General features: G+C 74.5%; 16 protein-coding genes. 12 read left to right on the top strand and 4 right to left on the bottom strand.

Features of this window, described 5'->3' with window-relative positions:
- Positions 1–126: 126 nt before the first annotated feature.
- The gene (locus B446_RS22665) at positions 127–1,488 is read right to left on the bottom strand and encodes an SWIM zinc finger family protein (protein WP_043476264.1); all 1,362 of its coding nucleotides are present in this window, start codon (positions 1,486–1,488) and stop codon (positions 127–129) included.
- Positions 1,489–1,632: 144 nt separating this feature from the next.
- Between B446_RS22665 and B446_RS22670 the strand changes: the two genes are divergently transcribed.
- From B446_RS22670 to sucD, 6 genes are all read left to right on the top strand, one after another.
- Positions 1,633–2,760, top strand: coding sequence for an ATP-binding protein (locus tag B446_RS22670; RefSeq protein WP_020941754.1), 1,128 nt, complete (start codon positions 1,633–1,635; stop codon positions 2,758–2,760).
- A complete protein-coding gene (locus B446_RS22675) occupies positions 2,757–5,330 on the top strand; it encodes a DUF5682 family protein (RefSeq protein WP_020941755.1) in 2,574 nt (857 codons plus the stop codon). The genes B446_RS22670 and B446_RS22675 overlap by 4 nt, the downstream gene beginning before the upstream one ends.
- A complete protein-coding gene (locus B446_RS22680; RefSeq protein WP_020941756.1) occupies positions 5,327–6,535 on the top strand; it encodes a VWA domain-containing protein in 1,209 nt (402 codons plus the stop codon). Before B446_RS22675 ends, B446_RS22680 begins: the two co-directional genes overlap by 4 nt.
- Before the next feature lie 119 nt (positions 6,536–6,654).
- Positions 6,655–7,590 carry a hypothetical protein gene (locus B446_RS36180; RefSeq protein ID WP_020941757.1) on the top strand — a complete coding sequence of 312 codons (936 nt, stop codon included), beginning with the start codon at positions 6,655–6,657 and terminating at the stop codon, positions 7,588–7,590.
- A 634-nt stretch (positions 7,591–8,224) separates the two neighbouring features.
- A complete protein-coding gene (gene sucC, locus B446_RS22690) occupies positions 8,225–9,406 on the top strand; it encodes an ADP-forming succinate--CoA ligase subunit beta (protein WP_020941759.1) in 1,182 nt (393 codons plus the stop codon).
- A 27-nt stretch (positions 9,407–9,433) separates the two neighbouring features.
- On the top strand, positions 9,434–10,318 hold the full coding sequence (gene sucD / locus B446_RS22695) for a succinate--CoA ligase subunit alpha (protein ID WP_020941760.1): 885 nt from the start codon (positions 9,434–9,436) through the stop codon (positions 10,316–10,318).
- A gap of 93 nt (positions 10,319–10,411) precedes the next feature.
- Here sucD and B446_RS22700 read toward each other — a convergent pair whose 3' ends face one another.
- Positions 10,412–11,440, bottom strand: coding sequence for an RNA polymerase sigma factor (locus B446_RS22700; protein ID WP_419184177.1), 1,029 nt, complete (start codon positions 11,438–11,440; stop codon positions 10,412–10,414).
- Here B446_RS22700 and B446_RS40390 point away from each other — a divergent pair.
- Positions 11,386–13,422, top strand: a complete 2,037-nt coding sequence (locus tag B446_RS40390) for a DUF6350 family protein (protein WP_078614927.1) — start codon at positions 11,386–11,388, stop codon at positions 13,420–13,422. The genes B446_RS22700 and B446_RS40390 overlap by 55 nt on opposite strands.
- A 4-nt stretch (positions 13,423–13,426) precedes the next feature.
- On the opposite strand, the gene B446_RS22710 is transcribed toward B446_RS40390, so the two are convergent.
- Positions 13,427–14,215 (bottom strand): hypothetical protein, encoded by a 789-nt coding sequence (locus tag B446_RS22710; RefSeq protein ID WP_020941763.1) that lies wholly within the window; start codon positions 14,213–14,215, stop codon positions 13,427–13,429.
- Between the two features lie 282 nt (positions 14,216–14,497).
- On the opposite strand from B446_RS22710, the gene purN reads away from it, so the two are divergent.
- Positions 14,498–15,136 (top strand): phosphoribosylglycinamide formyltransferase, encoded by a 639-nt coding sequence (gene purN / locus B446_RS22715; RefSeq protein ID WP_020941764.1) that lies wholly within the window; start codon positions 14,498–14,500, stop codon positions 15,134–15,136.
- Positions 15,133–16,704: a bifunctional phosphoribosylaminoimidazolecarboxamide formyltransferase/IMP cyclohydrolase gene (gene purH / locus B446_RS22720; protein ID WP_020941765.1), complete on the top strand. Its 1,572-nt coding sequence runs from the start codon at positions 15,133–15,135 to the stop codon at positions 16,702–16,704. Before purN ends, purH begins: the two co-directional genes overlap by 4 nt.
- Positions 16,705–16,830: 126 nt before the next feature.
- Here purH and B446_RS22725 read toward each other — a convergent pair whose 3' ends face one another.
- On the bottom strand, positions 16,831–17,409 hold the full coding sequence (locus B446_RS22725; protein ID WP_020941766.1) for an RDD family protein: 579 nt from the start codon (positions 17,407–17,409) through the stop codon (positions 16,831–16,833).
- A 264-nt stretch (positions 17,410–17,673) separates the two neighbouring features.
- Between B446_RS22725 and B446_RS22730 the strand changes: the two genes are divergently transcribed.
- From B446_RS22730 to B446_RS22740, 3 genes are all read left to right on the top strand, one after another.
- Complete coding sequence (locus B446_RS22730; RefSeq protein ID WP_020941767.1) at positions 17,674–18,528, top strand: bifunctional methylenetetrahydrofolate dehydrogenase/methenyltetrahydrofolate cyclohydrolase; 855 nt, start codon at positions 17,674–17,676, stop codon at positions 18,526–18,528.
- Entirely contained in the window at positions 18,518–18,988 is a 471-nt protein-coding gene (locus B446_RS22735) for a DUF3017 domain-containing protein (RefSeq protein ID WP_020941768.1), read from the top strand. The genes B446_RS22730 and B446_RS22735 overlap by 11 nt, the downstream gene beginning before the upstream one ends.
- A gap of 381 nt (positions 18,989–19,369) precedes the next feature.
- On the top strand, positions 19,370–20,623 hold the full coding sequence (locus B446_RS22740; protein ID WP_043476270.1) for a helix-turn-helix domain-containing protein: 1,254 nt from the start codon (positions 19,370–19,372) through the stop codon (positions 20,621–20,623).
- Positions 20,624–20,919: the final 296 nt, after the last annotated feature.

A 20,919-nucleotide genomic window follows, 5' to 3' on the forward strand; every position in this document is an offset into this window, starting at 1 on the left:
GCCACGCCCTCTCCTCCCTCACGCCGTTTGCGTCATGCCGTCGCTCTCCTCGTGCCGCTCCCGTCGCGTCCCTCCGCGCGGCGCGCCCGTCCGCCGCCCTCTCGGGCTGCGGCCGTCCCGTTGCCGTCAGCACAGCGTCACCGGCTCGCCCGGCCCCTGCGGCCAGGCCGTCAGCGGGGTGAAGCCGCGGTGGCCGCACTCGCCGAAGACCTTGACGGGGGCGCCGCCCGAAAGGGCGACCAGCCGCCACAGACCCGCTCGGGACGGTGCGGCGGCGACGACCGGGAGCGCCGAGTCCTCCTCCGCGTCGGCCAGTTGCCAGGAACCCGGTTCGGGGCCCGGTGCCGGGACGACGCGGTCCAGGGTGACCGGGACCGAGTCCAGCCAGGGGTCCGCGCACAGCGCCTCGCCGTAGCGGGCCGCGGCCTCGGCCGTGGTCACACCGGGCGGGCGCAGGCCGGTGGGTGCGGGCGGGGCGTACCGCTCGCCCAGCGCCGCCCGGGCCTGTCCGGCGCCAGGGAACCCGGTCAGGTCGGCCTCCACCGCCAGACCGACCGGCAGCGACAGCTCGGGGGCCCGGCCCGCCGCGCCGTAGGACAGGAGCAGCCGGGTGTGGCCCGACTCGGCGCCGTGCAGCCAGATCCGGCGTGTCGTCAGTTTCGGGTCCACCGTGTCGTACTGCGCGAGGACCAGCCAGCGGTCGCGCACCGGCGGGCCGTCCGCCGGCGCGGGCAGACCGAGCCGGGAGCGGACGGTGGCCGCGAGCTCGTCCGGCAGCCGGTCGCGCCGCAGCCAGCCCCGGTCCAGCAGGTGCAGCAGGGCGCACTCCTCCAGCAGCCGGGCCGGCCAGCCGGGTCCGGAACCGGGTATCGCCCCCAACTCCCTCACTCTGGCGGCCAGTCCGGGCGCCTGCGCGTCGACCATGCGGGCCGCCGTCTCGTCCCACAGGCCGTACCCCGCCTGCTCGGCCGAGGCCAGACCGGCGCGCAACAGGTCGGACAGGCGCTGCTCCAGCTCGGTCGCGCCCGCCGTCACCCGCTCGGCCCGGCGCTCCGCCCGCCGCCGCGCCGCCTCCGGGTCGGCGGACCCGGTGGCGGAACTCCCGCCGCTCTCAGCCCGTTCGCCCTCCGCGCGCCCGCGTCTGCCCGACAGCCACTGCTCGGCCCACTCCGGCGGCTCGGCCACCGGGGCGACCTCGCCCCCCGGTTCCGCCCACAGCAGCAGCAGTCCCAGCGCGTGCTTGCACGGGAACTTCCGGCTCGGGCAACTGCACTTGTAGGCGGGCCCCGCGGTGCCCGCGAGGTCCACCACCGTCTGGTACGGCTTGCTGCCACTGCCCTTGCACAGCCCCCACACCGTCCCCTCTCCGCTGCCGGCCCCGGACCACGGCCCGGCCGTGCCCAGCTTGCTCCCCGCTTTGCGTGACGCGGCGTCAGGCGCCAGTGCCAGCACCTGCTCAGCGGTCCAGCGCACCCCCTGCTCAGTCATGCCACCGACGGTAGGTCCCGCCACTGACAATCGGCCCTGACAGGGCGTTTGCACAGGTCAGGGCGATTGTCAGTGGCGTGGTGCACGGTGGATGCCAGATGACCACCGGCCGAGCTGGAGGGGGCCTCAGCCATGACTGTGTCCATGGAATCCGTGGAACCGGACTCCGTCGAAAACAGCGGGAGCACGGCCGCTCAGGCGCTGCGCCCGCACGCCGAGCACGCCTTCGCGGCCGAACTCGCCGCGCTGGCCGCCCAGGACGACCGCCCGCGCCCGGCCCGCTGGAGACTGTCGCCGTGGGCGGTGGCGACGTACCTGCTCGGCGGCACCCTGCCGGACGGCACCGTGATCACCCCGAAGTACGTGGGCCCGCGCCGCATCGTGGAGGTCGCCGTCACCACCCTCGCCACCGACCGCGCCCTGCTCCTGCTCGGTGTGCCCGGCACGGCCAAGACCTGGGTGTCCGAGCACCTGGCGGCCGCGGTCAGCGGCGACTCGACCCTGCTGGTCCAGGGCACCGCGGGCACCCCGGAGGAGGCGATCCGGTACGGCTGGAACTACGCGCAGCTGCTCGCGCACGGACCCAGCCGCGACGCCCTGGTGCCCAGCCCCGTCATGCGGGCCATGTCCGAGGGCATGACGGCCCGGGTGGAGGAGCTGACCCGCATCCCGGCCGACGTGCAGGACACGCTGATCACCATCCTGTCCGAGAAGACCCTGCCCATCCCGGAACTGGGCCAGGAGGTGCAGGCGGTCCGCGGGTTCAACCTCATCGCCACCGCCAACGACCGCGACCGCGGGGTCAACGACCTCTCCAGCGCGCTGCGCCGCCGCTTCAACACCGTGGTGCTGCCGCTGCCGGAGAGCCCCGACGCCGAGGTGGACATCGTCACCCGGCGCGTCGAGCAGCTCGGCCGGTCCCTGGACCTGCCGGCCGTGCCGGAGGGCATCGACGAGATCCGCCGGGTGGTGACCGTCTTCCGGGAGCTGCGCGACGGCACCACCGCCGACGGCCGGACGAAGGTGAAGTCACCGAGCGGCACGCTGTCCACCGCCGAGGCGATCTCCGTCGTCACCAACGGCCTCGCCCTGGCCGCCCACTTCGGCGACGGCGTCCTGCGCCCGGCGGACGTGGCCGCCGGCATCCTCGGCGCGGTGGTCCGGGACCCGGCGGCCGACCGCGTGATCTGGCAGGAGTACCTGGAGACCGTCGTGCGCGAGCGCGACGGCTGGAAGGACTTCTACCGGGCCTGCCGCGAGGTGAGCCGATGAGCGACGACTCCACCTGGGGAAGGGCGTACGCCCACGGGCCGGCCGAGCCGGCGAGCGACGACTCCACCTGGGGGAAGGCGCACGCACCAGGGCCGGCCGAGCCGGCGAGCGACGACGACTCCACCTGGGGCAAGGTGTACGCCCGCGGGCCGCTGCTGCTCGGGGTACGGCACCACGGGCCGGGCTCCGCGCGCGCCGTACGGGCCGCCCTGGAAGCCGCCCGGCCCGAGGTGGTGCTGATCGAGGGGCCTCCGGAGGCAGACCCGCTGATCCCGCTGGCCGCCGACCCGGAGATGCGGCCTCCGGTGGCGCTGCTCGCCCATGCCGTGGACGAGCCCGGCCGCTCCGCCTTCTGGCCGCTGGCCGAGTTCAGCCCCGAGTGGGTGGCGATCCGCTGGGCCCTCGAACAGGGCGTCCCGGCCCGCTTCGTCGACCTGCCCGCCACCCACACCCTGGCGTGGGACACCGAGTCCGACGCACCGCAGGGCACCGACGCCGGCGGCGACACGCCCGCCGGAACCGGGGACCAGGACGAGCCTGGCGCCGAGGAGGGGTCCGGTCCCGGGGAGGAGGCCGGCCCCGGGCGGGACCTGCGCGTCGACCCGCTCGCCGTGCTCGCCGAGACCGCGGGGCACGACGACCCCGAGCGCTGGTGGGAGGACGTCGTCGAGCACCGCGGCTCGGGCCTGGGGGACCCGTTCGCGCCGTTCACCGCGCTGGAGGAGGCCATGACGGCGCTGCGGGAGCGGTACGGCGCCGCAGGCCGGCCCCGCGACCTGGTGCGCGAGGCCCACATGCGGCTCAAGGTGCGGGCCGCGCGCAAGGAGTTCGGGGACGCGGTGGCCGTGGTGTGCGGGGCGTGGCACGTACCCGCGCTGCGCGAGAGGACCACCGTCACCGCGGACCGGGCGCTGCTGAAGGGCCTGCCCAAGGTCAGGACCGACCTGACCTGGGTGCCGTGGACCCACCGCAGGCTCGCCCGGGCGAGCGGGTACGGCGCGGGGATCGACTCGCCGGGCTGGTACGGGCACCTGTTCCGGGCCAGGGACAGGCCGGTCGAGAGATGGCTGACGAAGGTGGCGGGGCTGCTGCGCGAGGAGGACCGCGTCGTCTCCTCCGCGCACGTCATCGAGGCGGTGCGGCTCGCGGAGACGCTGGCCGCCATGCGCGGCCGGCCGCTGCCCGGTCTGAGCGAGACCACCGAAGCGGTGCGGGCGGTGATGTGCGACGGCTCGGACGTCCCGCTGGCGCTGGTGCACGACCGGCTGGTCGTCGGTGACGTGCTGGGGGAGGTGCCACAGGCGGCGCCCGCGGTGCCGTTGCAGCGCGACCTGGCCCGCGAGCAGCGCCGGCTGCGGCTGCGGCCGGAGGCCCTGGAGCGCGAGCTGGAACTCGACCTGCGGGGCGGGACCGACGCCGGCCGCAGCAGACTGCTGCACCGGCTGCGGCTGCTCGGCGTCGACTGGGGCGAGCCGGCCCGGTCGCGGGGGAGCACCGGCACCTTCCGGGAGACCTGGCGGCTGCGCTGGGAGCCGGAGCTCTCGGTGCGGGTCGCCGAGGCCGGCGTGTGGGGGACGACCGTGCTCGCGGCGGCCACGGCCCGGGCCGAGGCGGAGGCGACGGCGGCCCGGGCCCTCGCCGACGTCACCACGCTCGCCGAGCACTGCCTGCTCGCCGGGCTGCCGGACGCGCTGCCCGTGGTGATGCGGGTACTCGCCGACCGCGCCGCCCTGGACACGGACGTCGGTCACCTGGCCCAGGCGCTGCCCGCCCTGGTCCGCTCCCTGCGCTACGGCGACGTGCGCGGCACCGACACCGGAGCCCTGGCGGGCGTCGCGGCGGGCCTGGCCGAGCGGATCTTCGTCGGCCTCCCGCCCGCCTGCGCCGCCCTGGACACGGACGCGGCGGAGGAGATGCGCAGCCATGTCGACGCCGTGCACGGCGCCGTGGGCCTCCTGGCCGAGACGCCGACCGGTACGCCGGGCACCGGACACGCGGACCTGCGCGCCCGCTGGCGCTCGGTGCTGCGGACGCTGGCCCTGCGGGACACGGTGCCAGGTGTGGTCAGGGGACGGGCCGTACGCCTGCTGCTCGACGACGGCGAGCTGGGGCCGGGGGAGGCGGCCCGGCTGATGGGACTGGTGCTGTCGCCCGGGACCCCGCCGGCCGACGCGGCCGCGTGGATCGAGGGCTTCGTCGGGGGCGGGGGCGGCATGCTGCTGGTCCACGACGACCGGCTGCTCACGCTGGTCGACAGCTGGCTGACGGGGGTGTCCGCCGAGGCGTTCACGGACGTGCTCCCCCTGCTGCGGCGCACGTTCTCCGCTTACGAGCCCGCCGTGCGCAGAACCCTCGGCGAACTCGTGCGGCGCGGCCCGGGCGGGCCCGCCGTCCCGGCCTCCCGTGCGGTCGGCACACCGGGCTTCGCCGCCGAACCTGACGCCGAGCGGGCCGACGCCGTCCTGCCGGTCCTGCGGCTGCTCCTCGGCCCGGACCCGGAGGAGGCGGCGGAACACGGGCGGACGCAGCGGACGGCCGAAGCCGTAGGTCTTGTGGGGGTGGGCGGATGACGACCGGAGCGACGACGCCGGACGCGGCGGCGGGGGTGGCGGCCGGGGCGCCCGACGGCGACCCGGCGGGTGAGCGGCTGCGCCGTTGGCGGCTGGTGCTCGGCGGCGACCAGGCCGACGGCACCGGATGCGCGCTGTCGGGCCGCGACGCGGCGATGGACGGCACCCTCGCCGCGCTCTACGGCAAGGGCGACAAGCCGCAGCCGGGCCGGGAACGCGCGGCGGGCCTGGGCGCCTCGGCGCCGTCCGTGGCGCGCTGGCTCGGGGACATCCGCACCTACTTCCCCTCCTCCGTCGTCCAGGTCATGCAGCGCGACGCCATCGACCGGCTCGGCCTCGCCTCGCTGCTGCTGGAGCCGGAGATGCTGGAGGCGGTCGAGGCCGACGTGCACCTGGTGGGCACGCTGCTCTCGCTGAACAAGGCGATGCCGGAGACGACGAAGGAGACGGCGCGGGCGGTGGTGCGCAAGGTGGTCGAGGACCTGGAGAAGCGGCTGGCCGGCCGCACCCGCGCCACCCTCGACGGCGCCCTGGACCGCAGCGCGCGCGTCAGCAGGCCCCGCCACCACGACATCGACTGGAACCGCACCGTCGCGGCCAACCTCAAGCACTATCTGCCCGAGTACCGCACGGTCGTGCCGGAACGGCTCATCGGGTACGGGCGGGCCGCCCGGTCGGTGAAGAAGGAGGTCGTCCTCTGCATCGACCAGTCCGGGTCGATGGCGGCGTCCGTGGTCCACGCGTCGGTGTTCGGGGCGGTGCTCGCCTCCATGCGGTCGATCAGCACCCGGCTGGTCGTCTTCGACACGGCGGTGGTGGACCTCACCGACCAGCTCGACGACCCGGTCGACGTCCTCTTCGGCACCCAGCTCGGCGGCGGTACGGACATCAACCGCGCCCTCGCCTACTGCCAGTCGCAGATCACCCGGCCCGCCGAGACGGTGGTCGTGCTGATCAGCGACCTGTACGAGGGGGGCATCCGCGACGAGATGCTGAAGCGGGTCGCGGCGATGAAGGCGTCCGGAGTGCAGTTCGTCGCCCTGCTCGCGCTGTCGGACGAGGGCGCGCCCGCCTACGACCGCGACCACGCGGCGGCGCTTGCTGCGCTCGGCGCACCGGCGTTCGCCTGCACCCCCGATCTGTTCCCGGAGGTGATGGCGGCGGCGATCGAGAAGCGGCCCCTGCCGATACCGGACACCGCGTGACGCCCGGCCGTAAAAGGGACATGACTACCCATCGGTAACACAGGGCTTGCGCTACCTCGGGCGGAACGTGCGAGGATCGACGCCGCTTTGCCGTGCCGATCCGAGGAAGCGTCCGCCTCTTGACCCTGCCAGCCGCTCCGTTCGGTACCGCCGTGCGCGTGCTGCGTACGGCGGCCGGCCGCCGCGCGCTGCAACTGGTGCTCGTCGTGGGCGGGTTGTTCGTGCTCGGCTTCCTCTGCGGGGAGCAGGCCCACGCGGCCGAGGGAGCGCCGACGGCGGTCACCGGTCAAGTCACCATCCCGGTGCGGGACGTGGCGCGCACGGCCTCCGGGGCCCTGGAGGGGGCGCAGGCCGAGGTGTCGGCCCTGCCCGCCGTTCCCCCGGTGCACCTGCCGACTCTCCCGCCCGCGCCGACCGTGCATCCGCCGACCGTGCCGCATCTGCCGGGCACGCAGCTGCCGGCGCTGCCGCATCTCCCGGCCCTGCCGGGCCCGCAGTTGCCGGAGCTGCCGGGCACGCCTGAGCCGGCTTCCGGTCCGCCGTCCCCGCCCCTGCCGCAGGACCGCGGGGGTTCCGAGCCTCCGGCGCGACCGGCACGACCGGCGCGACCGGCGCCGGAAGCTCCGACGGCTTCCGCGTCCCGGCCCGTCCGGAACGGCGGCACGGCAGCGGCGGCCGGCCCGGCGCACCGGGTGCGCGGCGAGGCCCGTACCGCCGCCTCGGGCGCGCGCCCGTCGGCCACCGCCTACGGGCCGCACGCGACCAGCGCCGCCGCCCACGTTTCCGCGGCGCCCGCGCGGGCCTCCGCCCGTCCCGGCGCGGCTCCCGTCGCGCTGCCCGCCGGCGCACCGGCGCCGTCGCGTCCCCCCGGGGACCCGGACGGCGTGCTGGCCAAGCAGGTGGCCGACGCCCCCGCGCCCCGCCACGGTGACGGCCGCGCCGTCGCGCCCGACGCCGGGGCGCCGCCGCGGCTCGCGCCGGCCGGCACGGTCGCCCGTGCCGACGCGCCACGGACCCGGGAACGGCACCGCGACGTGCTGGTCACCCCCGGCTAGGTCTCCGGGCCGGACCGCGCCTCGCGGCCCTCCCTCCCGGCTCTCCCTCCCGGCTCTCTCCCCGCGACCCTCGCGCGGACGGTGGGCGCGGGCGGGCGTCTCGTCGACGGGGCCGGGCGGAGCGCCGGTGCCGTCCCTTCTGGCCGTGTTCACGACACGGCTCGCCCACACGGCGTGCAGCGCGTGCGGCAGGGCATCAGCTACCTGGGCTGACGCCCCCATGAACTCCGCGGGGCCGTCGGCACCCGGACGGCCGAACGCCGTCGGACCGTCCGGCCGGCCCCCCGCGAGAAGGAGCGGGTGGTCCCCATTGGGGTGGGGATCACCCGCTCAGGGCCCCTCCGGGCCCGGCCAGGGGCCTCACCGGGTCAACCCCAGCCCGGTGAGGCCTCGCACTTCCCCGCGAGGTCGGCACCGCGTGTCAGGAAACCCGGCATCATGTGACAGGTATCACCGCTCAGGTGTGACCCTCGATTTAGGGCGCTCCGGGTAGCGGCGATAACCTGCGAGACGGACATGCCGCGCGCTCGGACACCGTGTGCGCTCCCCTAGTGACAAGCGGACGTCACGTTGCCCTTCGCGGCACGCCCACGCATCCAACGAACCGCGAGATCACTGATAGGGACGGAAGCGCGTGGACCTGTTCGAGTACCAGGCGAGGGACCTCTTCGCCAAGCACGATGTACCGGTGCTGGCCGGTGAAGTCATCGACACGCCTGAGGCGGCGCGCGCGATCACCGAGCGGCTCGGCGGCAAGTCCGTCGTCAAGGCGCAGGTGAAGGTCGGTGGCCGCGGCAAGGCCGGTGGCGTCAAGCTGGCCGCCTCCGCGGACGAGGCCGTCGCCCGTGCGACGGACATCCTCGGCATGGACATCAAGGGCCACACGGTCCACAAGGTCATGATTGCCGAGACCGCCCCGGAGATCGTCGAGGAGTACTACGTCTCCTACCTCCTCGACCGTGCGAACCGCACCTTCCTCTCCATCGCCTCCGTCGAGGGCGGCATGGAGATCGAGGAGGTGGCGGCCACCCGTCCGGAGGCCGTCGCCAAGACGCCGATCGACCCGATCGACGGTGTGGACGAGGCCAAGGCCCGCGAGATCGTCGAGGCCGCCAAGTTCCCGGCCGAGGTCGCGGACAAGGTCGTGAACGTCCTCGTCAAGCTGTGGGACACCTTCATCAAGTCGGACGCCCTCCTCGTCGAGGTCAACCCGCTCGCGAAGGTCGCCTCCGGTGAGGTCATCGCCCTCGACGGCAAGGTGTCGCTCGACGAGAACGCCGAGTTCCGCCACCCCGAGTACGCGGAGCTCCACGACAAGGACGCCGCCAACCCGCTCGAGGCGGCCGCCAAGGAGAAGAACCTCAACTACGTCAAGCTCGACGGTGAGGTCGGCATCATCGGCAACGGCGCGGGTCTCGTCATGAGCACCCTGGACGTCGTCGCCTACGCCGGTGAGAACCACGGCGGCGTCAAGCCCGCCAACTTCCTGGACATCGGCGGTGGCGCCTCCGCCCAGGTCATGGCGAACGGCCTGGAGATCATCCTGGGCGACCCGGACGTCAAGTCCGTCTTCGTGAACGTCTTCGGTGGCATCACCGCCTGTGACGAGGTCGCCAACGGCATCGTCCAGGCGCTGAAGCTCCTGGAGGACCGCGGCGAGAACGTCTCCAAGCCGCTCGTCGTCCGCCTCGACGGCAACAACGCCGAGCTGGGCCGGCAGATCCTCACGGACGCCAACCACCCGCTGGTGCAGCGCGTCGACACCATGGACGGCGCGGCCGACAAGGCCGCCGAGCTGGCCCACGCCGCCAAGTAAGCACTCAGGACGAGGACACAACACACCATGGCTATCTGGCTCAACAAGGACAGCAAGGTCATCGTCCAGGGCATGACCGGCGCCACCGGCATGAAGCACACCAAGCTCATGCTCGGTGACGGCACCCAGGTCGTGGGCGGCGTGAACCCGCGCAAGGCGGGTCAGACCGTGGACTTCGACGGCACCGAGGTACCCGTCTTCGGGACCGTCAAGGAGGCCATCGACAAGACCGGCGCCAACGTCTCCGTCATCTTCGTGCCGGAGAAGTTCACCAAGGACGCGGTCGTCGAGGCCATCGACGCCGAGATCCCGCTGGCCGTCGTGATCACCGAGGGCATCGCCGTGCACGACACGGCCGCCTTCTGGGCGTACGCCGGCAAGAAGGGCAACAAGACCCGCATCATCGGCCCGAACTGCCCCGGCATCATCACCCCGGGCCAGTCGAACGTCGGCATCATCCCGGGCGACATCACGAAGCCGGGCCGCATCGGCCTGGTCTCGAAGTCCGGCACGCTGACGTACCAGATGATGTACGAGCTGCGTGACATCGGCTTCTCGACCGCCGTCGGCATCGGTGGCGACCCGATCATCGGCACCACGCACATCGACGCCCTGGCCGCGTTCCAGGACGACCCCGAGACCGAGCTCATCGTGATGATCGGTGAGATCGGTGGCGACGCCGAGGAGCGCGCGGCCGCGTTCATCAAGGAGAACGTGACCAAGCCGGTCGTCGGCTACGTCGCGGGCTTCACCGCACCCGAGGGCAAGACGATGGGCCACGCCGGTGCCATCGTCTCCGGTTCGTCCGGCACCGCCCAGGCGAAGAAGGAGGCCCTCGAGGCCGCCGGCGTCAAGGTCGGCAAGACCCCGACCGAGACCGCGAAGCTGGCCCGGGAGATCCTGAGCGCCTGAGTTCGCCGCACGCCCGCAGGCCCGTCCCGTCACCGGGGCGGGCCTGCGGGCGTTCTGGTGCCCGCGGGCGGGTCCGGCCGCCCGCGGGCACGGTCAGCGGGCCGCCGGGGCGATGCGGTCCGGGCCGTTGTCCTCCGCGCGCCGGAGCTTCGCGCGCAGCGCCTGCTGCTCCGGGGAGAGCGGGCCCAGGGCCGGGGGAGGCGGCACGCCCTGGACGGCCTGGGCCGGGGCGATGGGCGGTTCGTAGTGGGTGGGCGCGGAGCGCAGGGTCAGTGCCGTCGCCCCGATGATCGTGACCGTGAAGGCGATCGCCGCCCGGGTCCAGAACACGTTGCGGCGCTCGCCGCAGGTGCGCACCGTGGTGGGACCGGTCGCGAGCAGCCGCTCCGAGGAGGCCAGTTCGGCCAGGCGCCGGTGCAGCACCCCGGGGTCGGCCAGCGCCGGGATCTGCTCGGCGACGACCTCACGGGCCCGGGTCAGCCGGCCGGCGGCGGCCGGGGTGCTCGCCTCCGTCTCCGCCGCCGTCTCCGGCAGGTCGAGGCCGACGCCGTCGTACAGGACGAGCGTGCGCCGGTAGGAGGGCGGGAGCCGCAGCAGGGCGGTGAGCAGGGCGCGGTCGGCCGGGTCGGCGGGCGGGGGCTCGGGGGAGCGGTAGCGGGGGCGGAAGCGGTGCCAGGGGGAGAGGGCGCACTCGTAGGCGATCGCGCGCACCCAGCCCGCCGGGTCCCGGTCGCGGGCCACCTCGGGCCAGCGCTGCCAGGCGAACTGGAAGGCCCGCTCCACGGACTCCCTGGCCAGCTCGCGGCGCCCGCAGAGCAGGTAGGTCTGCCGTACGAGGGCGGGAGCGCAGAACGCGTACAGCGCGTCGAACGCCTGATCGGGCGTCAGGGCCGCGGGCACACCGGCGTTTTCGGGCGGTCGCTCACCCGGGACCGTAGGGCTTTCCGTCACTGGACACCACCCCTTCGTACGAAAAAGTACATAAACATATATTGGGCGACACATCGGAGGTTCTCCTGTTACGACGGGAAAGCGCGTGTCGTTGGGAGCATGGCGGGGTGACCTTGATGACCGCTCGCCGACCGTCGTTGTCGCCCCTGCTCCAGCGGCTGCGGGACCGATCGCCCGGCCTGGGCGCCGGCCTGCTGGGCGGCGCGGTCGCCGCCGGGCTCGGCCTCGGCTCGCTCGCCGTCCTCGTGCTCGCCCTGTGGATCAGCTCGCCGTACCCCGACAGCGGGCCGGGCGGCGCGCTGCACGTCGCCGCCGCCCTCTGGCTGCTCGCGCACGGGGTCGAACTGGTCCGCACCGACACGCTCTCCGGCGCTCCCCTGCCCGTGGGCGTCACCCCGTTGCTGCTGCTCGCGCTGCCCGTGTGGCTGCTGCACCGGGCCGCACGGGACGCGACGGAGGTGCCCGCCGAACCCGACGGCCCCCCGCCCGTCCCGGCGCGCACCGCGTGGACCGGGGTGGTCCTCGGCTACCTCGCCGTCGGCGGGGCGGCCGCGCTGTACTGCTCCGGCAGCGAACTCCGCCCCTCCTGGGTGTGGGTGACGGTGTGTCTGCCGGTGGTCGCGGCGGGGGCGGCGGCGAGCGGGGTCTGGGCGGCCCACGGCTGCCCGCGCGAACCGGTGCTCCGCCTGCTGCTGGTGCTGCCCGACCGGCTGCGGCTGCTGCTGTTCGGGTCCGACGCCGGACCACGCCTCGGCGCCGCCGTACGGGCGGCGGGAGCCGGTACCGCCGTCCTGTCCGGGGGCGGGGCGCTGCTGCTCGCCGGGTCCCTGGTGCTGCACGGACCGGCGGCACGGGCGTCCTTCCTCCAGCTCACGGAGGGCTGGACCGGGCGCTTCGCCGTCCTGCTGCTCGGCGTCGCGCTGATCCCCAACGCGGCGGTGTGGTCGGCGTCCTACTCCCTCGGCCCCGGCTTCGCCCTCGGCGCCGGGCACCTGGTGCACCCGCTCGCCTCCGACCCGGCGCCCCTGCTGCCCCCCTTCCCGCTGCTCGCGGCGGTACCGGACGCTGGCCCCGGCACGCGGCTCACCTGGGCGGTGGGAGTGGTGCCGGTGGTGGCCGGGGTGACGGTCGCCTGGTTCGTGGCGCGGGCCGCCGTGCGGCTCGGGGAGCGGGACGAGCAGGGCAGGCGGGCGCCCGCCCCCGTGTCACCGGCGCCCTGGCCGGCGGCGCGCACGGCCGGGGTCCTCGTGCTGTCCGCGCTGGTCTGCGCCGGCTTCCTCGCCCTCCTCGCCGCGCTGTCCGGCGGCCCCCTGGGTACGGCGGCACTGTCCCGGTTCGGGCCGGTCTGGTGGCAGAGCGGCGGAGCGACCGCCGGCTGGATCACGGTGACCGGACTGCCGGTGGTGCTGACGGTACGAGGGTGGCGGCTGTGGCGCCGCGGGGTGCACGCCAGGGCCGTACCGGGGTCGGGGCAGGGGGCAGGCACGGGCCGGGGAACCGGCGCGGGGAGGACGGCGGCGCGGTCGGTGGCCGGGGTGGCCGGCGGGAACGCGAAGGGGGCCGCGAGGACCGCGGCCCAGGAGTCGCCCATGGGCACGGCGGGGAAGGCGGCGAAGGGCGCGGGCCGTGCCGCGGCGCCGTCCACCGGGCCGGGCGAGGACGAGCTGTACGACTTCGTGCCCGCGCAGGACCCGTTCCCCCCGGCCTGGCAGCACGACGACCTCGCGCGTACCTCGCGCTGGGCGGCCCTCCGCGAGGCCTCGGCGCCGCCGGAGGCCGCCGGCCGGCCCGCGGAGAAGGGGTCCGCCCCCACCGGGGGCCCGGCGGACGGGACCGGCACGCACGGAGTGCCCGGCACGGACGGAGTGCCCGGCACGGACGAGGCGACCGGCACGGTGGGGAAGGGCGGCACGGCGGATCCGGCGGGCGCGGCACACCAGAATCTCCCGGCAGGCCCGGCAGGCCCGGCAGGCCCGGCAGGCCCGGCAGGCCCGGCAGGCCCGGCAGGCCCGGCAGGCCCGGCAGGCCCGGCAGGCCCGGCCGGCCCGGCCGGAGAGGCGGACCATGCGGCCGGCTCGACCGGCCCGGCCGCCGACTCGGCCGCCGCACCCGACGAGTCCGGCCCCGAGGGCCGCGAGGGCGGTGCCCCCTAGGGCGTCAGCTGTTGTCGACCCCGAGCACCCCGCGCAGCTCCTTGGGCAGGAGCTGGTCGCAGGACTGCTTGGCCTCGTGGGTGAGGGCGTCGGTGACGCAGGTGTAGTAGTCGCGGTAGACCAGCTGCACGGTGAACGTCGTGCCCACCAGTGCCAGTGCCAGGCACGCGGTGACCACGCCGCCGATCGCCGCCGTGGTGTGCGGGCGGCCGCCCGGGGCCGGGGCCGGGGGAGCGGCCGGAGCAGGGGTGTCCGGGTTCCGGTCCGGGGTGCGGGGCTTGGCGCGCAGGGCGCTGATGCCCCAGTACAGGGCCAGCGCGCCCAGCAGCAGCGACACGTAGGGCCAGCTGAACAGGGCGAAGAAGACGGACCACATGCCGCACAGCAGCGCGTAGCGCGCGCGGCGCTGGGCCGGGTCCGTCGGGTCCCAGCGCAGGTTGGGCCCGCCCGGGCCGCCGGGGCCCTCGGGGCCGCCGCCGGGCCGCTGGCCGAAGCCGCCGGGGGAGCGGCCGGGCTGGTGGTCGCTCCACTGGCCGCCCCAGCCGGGGCCGTGCCCTGAGCCCTTGGACCCCTCGGGGTGACGGGGCTGCCAGGGCCGGTCCGGGCTGCCCTCGGGCGGCGGCGCGAACGGGTTGTCGTCCTGCTGCTCGCCGCCGCGTCCGTCGCCGTCCCCGCCGTTCTGGGGCGCCTCGGGCGGCGAGGCCGGCCTCTCCCGCAGCAGCACGGCGCCCCGCTCGCCCTCCTGGGCCGGGTGCGGCGGGAACGTGAGGAGTCGCAGGCTGCGGTCGGGCATCAAAAGAGCGTCTTCCCCTAGATGAGTACGGCTGTGCGACATGAGCTTCCACCCCGTCAACGCACCGCACGACGACCGCGTTCCCGGGGCAGCTCCTGGTTGATCCCCCCGAACGCTACCTTCCGGCCACACACCCGTCCCCCGGGGGCCTTCGACGGTGCCGGTATCGTTGCTGACGGTCGGCCGCTTCGTAGACTTCCCCGTATCCCGGGGCGCGAAGCATTCGTACGACTGTACAAACCGCCGGCCGGACACATCGCTCCCCCGAGAAAGGGCCCCACCGTGGCCGCCACCACCGCTGGCCAAGCGGTCAAGCGCCTCGTCGTGCTGGTCTCCGGATCCGGCACCAACCTGCAGGCGCTCCTGGACGAGATCGAGCGCACCGGAGCCGAGTCGTACGGCGCGCGGATCGTCGCCGTCGGGGCCGACCGCGACGGCATCGAGGGCCTCGCCCGCGCCGAGCGGGCCGGGCTGCCCACCTTCGTGTGCCGGGTGAAGGACTTCGCCGGCCGGGAGGAGTGGGACGCGGCCCTCGCCCGTGCCGTGGCCGACCACGAGCCCGACCTCGTGGTCTCCGCCGGGTTCATGAAGATCGTGGGCAAGGAATTCCTCGCGCGGTTCGGCGGCCGGTTCGTCAACACGCACCCCGCCCTGCTGCCCAGTTTTCCCGGGGCCCACGGCGTGCGCGACGCGCTCGCGTACGGCGCCCGGGTCACCGGCTGCACCGTCCACTTCGTCGACGACGGCGTCGACACCGGCCCGATCATCGCCCAGGGCGTGGTCGAGGTCCGGGACGAGGACGACGAGAGCGCGCTGCACGAGCGCATCAAGGAAGTCGAGCGAAGGCTGCTCGTCGAGGTCGTGGGGCGGCTCGCCCGCAACGGCTATCGCATTGAGGGACGAAAGGTAGTTATCCAGTGACCGCCACCGCCGAGAGCACCAAGCGGCCCATCCGCCGGGCGCTCGTCAGCGTCTACGACAAGACCGGCCTCGAAGACCTCGCGCGCGGGCTGCACGAGGCCGGGGTCGAGCTGGTCTCGACCGGGTCCACGGCCGGCCGGATCGCCGCCGCCGGTGTCCCCGTCACCAAGGTCGAGGAGCTCACCGGCTTCCCCGAGTGCCTGGACGGCCGGGTCAAGACCCTGCACCCGCGGGTGCACGCGGGCATCCTCGCCGACCTGCGTCTGGACAGCCACCGCGAGCAGCTCGCCGAGCTGGGCGTCGAGCCGTTCGACCTGGTCGTCGTCAACCTCTACCCGTTCCGGGAGACCGTCGCCTCCGGCGCCTCGCCCGACGAGTGCGTGGAGCAGATCGACATCGGCGGCCCCTCGATGGTCCGCGCCGCCGCCAAGAACCACCCCTCGGTCGCCGTGGTCACCAGCCCCGAGCGGTACGCCGACGTGCTGGCCGCCGCGCAGTCCGGCGGCTTCGACCTCGTCACCCGCAAGCGGCTCGCCGCCGAGGCCTTCCAGCACACGGCCGCCTACGACGTGGCCGTCGCCTCCTGGTTCGCCTCCTCCTACGCGCCCGTGGACGAGTCGCCGTTCCCCGACTTCCTCGGTGCCACCTGGGAGCGGGCGCACACCCTGCGCTACGGCGAGAACCCGCACCAGCCGGCGGCGCTGTACGTCGACGCCGGCGGCGCCGGCCTGGCCCAGGCCGAGCAGCTGCACGGCAAGGAGATGTCGTACAACAACTACACGGACACGGACGCCGCCCGCCGTGCCGCGTACGACCACGACGAGCCGTGCGTCGCGATCATCAAGCACGCCAACCCCTGCGGCATCGCGGTCGGCGCCGACGTGGCCGAGGCGCACCGCAAGGCGCACGCCTGCGACCCGCTGTCCGCGTTCGGCGGGGTCATCGCCGTGAACCGGCCGGTCAGCAAGGAGATGGCCGAACAGGTCGCGGAGATCTTCACCGAGGTCATCGTCGCGCCCGGCTACGAGGACGGGGCCCTGGAGGCCCTGACCAAGAAGAAGAACATCCGGGTTCTGCGGGCCCCGAACGGCCCGGCCAACCCCGTCGAGGTCAAGCCCGTCGACGGCGGTGTGCTGCTGCAGGAGACCGACCGGCTCCAGGCCGACGGCGACGACCCGGCCAACTGGACGCTGGCGACCGGCGAGGCGCTCTCCGCCGAGGAGCTGAAGGAGCTGGCCTTCGCCTGGAAGGCGTGCCGTGCGGTGAAGTCCAACGCGATCCTGCTCGCCAAGGACGGCGCCTCGGTCGGCGTCGGCATGGGCCAGGTCAACCGCGTCGACTCCTGCAAGCTGGCCGTCGAGCGGGCGGGCGAGGAGCGGGCCCGCGGCGCCTACGCGGCCTCGGACGCCTTCTTCCCCTTCCCGGACGGTCCCGAGATCCTCATCGGCGCGGGCGTGCGGGCGATCGTCCAGCCGGGCGGCTCGATCCGCGACGAGCTGGTCGTGGAGGCCGCCAAGAAGGCCGGCGTGACCATGTACTTCACCGGCACGCGCCACTTCTTCCACTGAGCCCGCCGGGCCCACCGGCCCCCGGGTTCGCACGGAAGCGGCCTCCGGCCCCCTGTGAAGGCGGGGGCCGGAGGCCGCTTCCGTGTTCAGGCGCTCAGGGCGCTGAAGGCGCCGGAGGCGCTCAGCTCACTGGGTCTTGATGACGATCGAGCCGCAGACCTTGTCGGCGAACGTCTGGCGCTTGGAGTCCCACGCCGGCCACAGCCAGCCCAGGTAGCAGGCGAGGCTGTCCAGGAAGTGGGCGAGACGGCGGACGAAGGCCATGCCGACGCCGAGCGGCTGGCCGGTCTCCTCCTTCACCAGGCGGATGCCCAGCGCCTTCTTGCCGATCGTCTGGCCGGTGCGGCCCTCCTGGATCAGCTGCCAGATCGCGACCGCGATGATGGCGAGCCCGCCGATCGCCGACAGCGCGGCGTTGTTGCGTCCCACGATCACGAGGATGTACGGCACCAGGAAGACCAGGCCGTCGACGAGGGTGCCCAGAAAGCGCTGTCCCCAGTTCGCGTACGGCGGCTGGACGCCGTAGCCGTAACCGCCCTGCTGCGGGTAGCCCGGGTAACCCGGCTGCTGCGGGTAGCCGTAACCCTGCTGCGGCGGGACGCCCTGCGGTGCCTGCGGGTAGCCGGGCTGCTGCTGCGGGTACCCGTAGGGCTGCTGCGGGTCCTGCGGCTGGCCGTAGGGGTTGTTGGGCGAGCCGAAACTCATGGCGGGTTTCCTCCGTTGACACTGCGGGGACGACGCGGAAGGAACGGAGGATCGTCAAGATCTGAGCGGTTTGCCCCCCAACCGGACCGCGGTACTGCGCCGTTCATCGTCGGGGGAGAGGCCGATTCTTGTCCAGCCGGATTCGCGAGGTGTTGTGCAAGTGCAACATCGTCGATCAAGGACGGCCGACCCGGCGGCGGGTGGGACCCGGCCGGAGGGCACCCGGATTGGAACCAGGGGCCGGTCATCCGCGAGGATGGGGGCATGACCGCCCAGATTCTCGATGGCAAGGCCACCGCAGCCGCGATCAAGTCCGATCTGACCGCCCGCGTGGCGGCGCTGAAGGAGAAGGGCGTCACGCCCGGCCTCGGCACGATCCTGGTCGGGGAGGACCCCGGCAGCCAGAAGTACGTCGCAGGCAAGCACCGCGACTGCGCGCAGGTCGGCCTCGCCTCCATCCAGCGTGAGCTGCCGGCGACGGCCACCCAGGAGGAGATCGAGGCGGTCGTCCGCGAGCTGAACGAGGACCCCGCCTGCACCGGCTACATCGTCCAACTCCCGCTGCCCAAGGGCATCGACGAGAACCGCATCCTGGAACTGATGGACCCGGCCAAGGACGCCGACGGCCTGCACCCGATGAACCTCGGGCGGCTGGTCCTGAACGAGCCGGCCCCGCTGCCCTGCACCCCGAACGGCATCCTCACCCTGCTGCGCCGCCACGGCGTGGAGATCAAGGGCGCCGAGGTCGTGGTCGTCGGCCGTGGCGTGACCATCGGCCGCCCGATGCCGCTGTTGCTCACCCGGCGCAGCGAGAACGCCACCGTGACCCAGTGCCACACCGGCACCCGTGACCTGTCCGCCCACCTCAAGCGGGCCGACATCATCATCGCGGCGGCCGGCGTCCCGCACCTGATCCGTCCCGAGGACGTCAAGCCCGGCGCGGCCGTGCTGGACGTCGGTGTGTCCCGCAACTCCGAGGGTAAGATCGTCGGTGACGTCCACCCGGGCGTGACCGAGGTGGCCGGCTGGATCTCCCCCAACCCCGGCGGTGTGGGCCCGATGACCCGGGCGCAGCTGCTGGTCAACGTGGTCGAGGCGGCGGAGCGCAGTGCCGGCTGAGGACACCCACGGCACGGAGCCGACCGTGCGCGACGCGATCAGCGCTCCCGACGCCGAGGGGCGTCCGCGGCGTGTCACGCGCCGCTTCCCGCTGTTCACCAGGGACACCGCCCGGCCCGAGGGCGGTGGCCGGGCCGCGGCGGGCGACGCCCCGGCGCCCGCCCGGCAGTGGCCGATGCTGCTCGTGCTGTCGACGGTCGCCCTCGGCCTGCTGCTGACCGCGCTCGACCTGTTCCGGCTGGGCACCCTGCTGATCGGCGGGGCCCTGCTGGCGGGCGCGGTCCTGCGGTGGACACTCCCGGGCGTCGGCATGCTCGCCGTCCGCTCCCGCTTCACGGACATCGCCACCTACGGGGTGCTGGGCCTCGCCATCGCCCTGCTGGCGATGACCGCCCAGCCCAAGCCGTGGCTGGAGATCCCGTTCCTGAAGGACACCTTGCACTTCACGCTCACCAAGTAGCGCCGCCCGCGCGGCGCCGAGGTGCCCGGCAGCGGCGGCCCGTCCCCTCCCCCGAGCAAGACGGACCGCCGCCGGGACACAGCCTTCCCTGCCGTGAACGCCCTGTTCAACGGCTGTCCGTCCGCTGTGGCACGGAAGTGACGGTTCCGCTACGGTGTCCGCGCACTGCCACATGTGCCCCGGCCGTGGCGGAACCCCGGCGAATCGGGGATACGTTACGAAGACCGTGTGGTGGTCGGCGCATCCCCATGGGTAGCCAGAACGGGCGCCGCACCAGGGGCAGGACCGGAGCGGACCCGGCCCGGCGGGTGCCCGCGGGGACGGCGCGGGGGGCGGCGCGCGGAACCGGCCGCACCGGCCGGGGGACAGAGGGGGGAACCGATGCCTCGATGGAAGACCTTGCCGGACGAGCTGGATCCGCAGATCAAGGAGTTCACCGGCCAGTTGCGGCGGCTCGTGGACCGCAGTGGTCTGAGCATCGCGGTGCTGGCCGACCGGACCGGCTACAGCAAGACCTCCTGGGAGCGCTACCTGGGCGGGCGGCTGCTCGCGCCCAAGGGCGCGGTCATCGCGCTCGCCGAGGTCACCGGCGCCAGCCCCGTCCATCTCACCACCCTGTGGGAGCTGGCCGAACGTGCCTGGAGCCGGGCGGAGATGCGGCACGACCCCACCATGGAGCAGAGACGTATCAGCCAGGCACGCGCCGCCCTCGGTGAGTTCGGGGCGGCCGAGGCGGGCGGCGGCGCCACGACGGCCCGCGGGGGCACCGGCACCACCGCGGCCCCCGGGTCCGCGGGCCCGGCGGACGCCGTTCCGTCGATCCCGCCGCAGCCGACGCCGTCCGACGCCGACGCACGCCGGCACGCCGACGGGCGGCCGGCCACGGACGGGCACCAGGACGGTGCCGGCGGCTCGGGCGCCGAGGTCAACTCCTGGCGGATCGCGGGCTATCAGGGACCCTCCCCGGCGAGCGGCCGCCCCGGCGGCGCCGCAGGGGCGCGGCCCCAGCCCGCGCCGGACGGCCCGGGCCGTCCGCCGGGCAACCCGAATCCGTACCGCGGTCAGCCGCCGGCGTCACAGGCGCCGGCCGCGTCACAGGCGCCACAGGCACCGCGGCCCGCCGCGGGCGCCACCGGCACGGGCGGCAAGCGGCGGCTGACGATGTTCCTCGCGGGGGTCGTCGGCGTCCTCGTCGTCGTCGCCGCGGTCTTCTTCCTCACCCGGCCGGACGTGGGCCGCAAGGAGGCGAACGCCACCAAGTCGCCCTCCCCGGGCGCCAGCGGCGACCCCACCCCGCCCCCCGGAGTCAAGTGCGGCGGCTCCTCCTGCACCGGCAAGGACGCCGAGTCCATGGGGTGCAGCGGCGACCTGGTGACCACCGCGAAGACGGCCGCCCTCGGCACCGTCACCCTGGAGGTCCGCTACAGCAGGACCTGCGGCACGGCCTGGGGGCGGATCACCGGCGGCAGCAAGGGGGACCGGGTCCAGGTCTCCGTGGGCAAGACCCGGCAGAGCGGTGACATCACCGAGGTCGGCGACACCATCGCCTACACCCCCATGGTCGCCGTGAAGGACGCGGCCGAGGCCAAGGCATGCGCGACCCTCGCCTCCGGGCGTACCGGCTGCACGAAGTAGACGGCCCGGACGACGTGGACGGCACCGCACGCTCGTAGAGCGGTGAGCGGTGAGCGGTGAGCGGTGAGCGGTCGAACGGCGGACGCCGCCGGTGGTCACCGTTCCGGGTGGAATTCGTGAGGCGGACGCATGGCCCGGCGGATCCCGGGAACGCGAACCGTACCCCCATGGGAGTCCGGCAATCCGGTACCCCCCCCGGCGGCCGTCCTCGTCCCTCCTCTCCCGGACGGGCGGCCGCCTTCTGCCGACCGGGCACCCGGCTTGTGGGCTGGGCCACAGGGCCCCGGACGTCTCGC

The organism is Streptomyces collinus Tu 365 (assembly GCF_000444875.1).
In the GTDB taxonomy this organism is placed as follows: domain Bacteria; phylum Actinomycetota; class Actinomycetes; order Streptomycetales; family Streptomycetaceae; genus Streptomyces; species Streptomyces collinus_A.

What these genes read in the sequence shown, in the direction of transcription:
- B446_RS22665 (WP_043476264.1), bottom strand. Translation starts at nt 1,488, where the DNA reads ATGACTGAGCAGGGGGTGCGCTGGACCGCTGAGCAGGTGCTGGCACTG.
- B446_RS22670 (WP_020941754.1), top strand. Translation starts at nt 1,633, where the DNA reads ATGGAATCCGTGGAACCGGACTCCGTCGAAAACAGCGGGAGCACGGCC.
- B446_RS22675 (WP_020941755.1), top strand. Translation starts at nt 2,757, where the DNA reads ATGAGCGACGACTCCACCTGGGGAAGGGCGTACGCCCACGGGCCGGCC.
- B446_RS22680 (WP_020941756.1), top strand. Translation starts at nt 5,327, where the DNA reads ATGACGACCGGAGCGACGACGCCGGACGCGGCGGCGGGGGTGGCGGCC.
- sucD (WP_020941760.1), top strand. Translation starts at nt 9,434, where the DNA reads ATGGCTATCTGGCTCAACAAGGACAGCAAGGTCATCGTCCAGGGCATG.
- B446_RS40390 (WP_078614927.1), top strand. Translation starts at nt 11,386, where the DNA reads ATGACCGCTCGCCGACCGTCGTTGTCGCCCCTGCTCCAGCGGCTGCGG.
- B446_RS22710 (WP_020941763.1), bottom strand. Translation starts at nt 14,215, where the DNA reads ATGCCCGACCGCAGCCTGCGACTCCTCACGTTCCCGCCGCACCCGGCC.
- B446_RS22725 (WP_020941766.1), bottom strand. Translation starts at nt 17,409, where the DNA reads ATGAGTTTCGGCTCGCCCAACAACCCCTACGGCCAGCCGCAGGACCCG.
- B446_RS22730 (WP_020941767.1), top strand. Translation starts at nt 17,674, where the DNA reads ATGACCGCCCAGATTCTCGATGGCAAGGCCACCGCAGCCGCGATCAAG.
- B446_RS22740 (WP_043476270.1), top strand. Translation starts at nt 19,370, where the DNA reads ATGCCTCGATGGAAGACCTTGCCGGACGAGCTGGATCCGCAGATCAAG.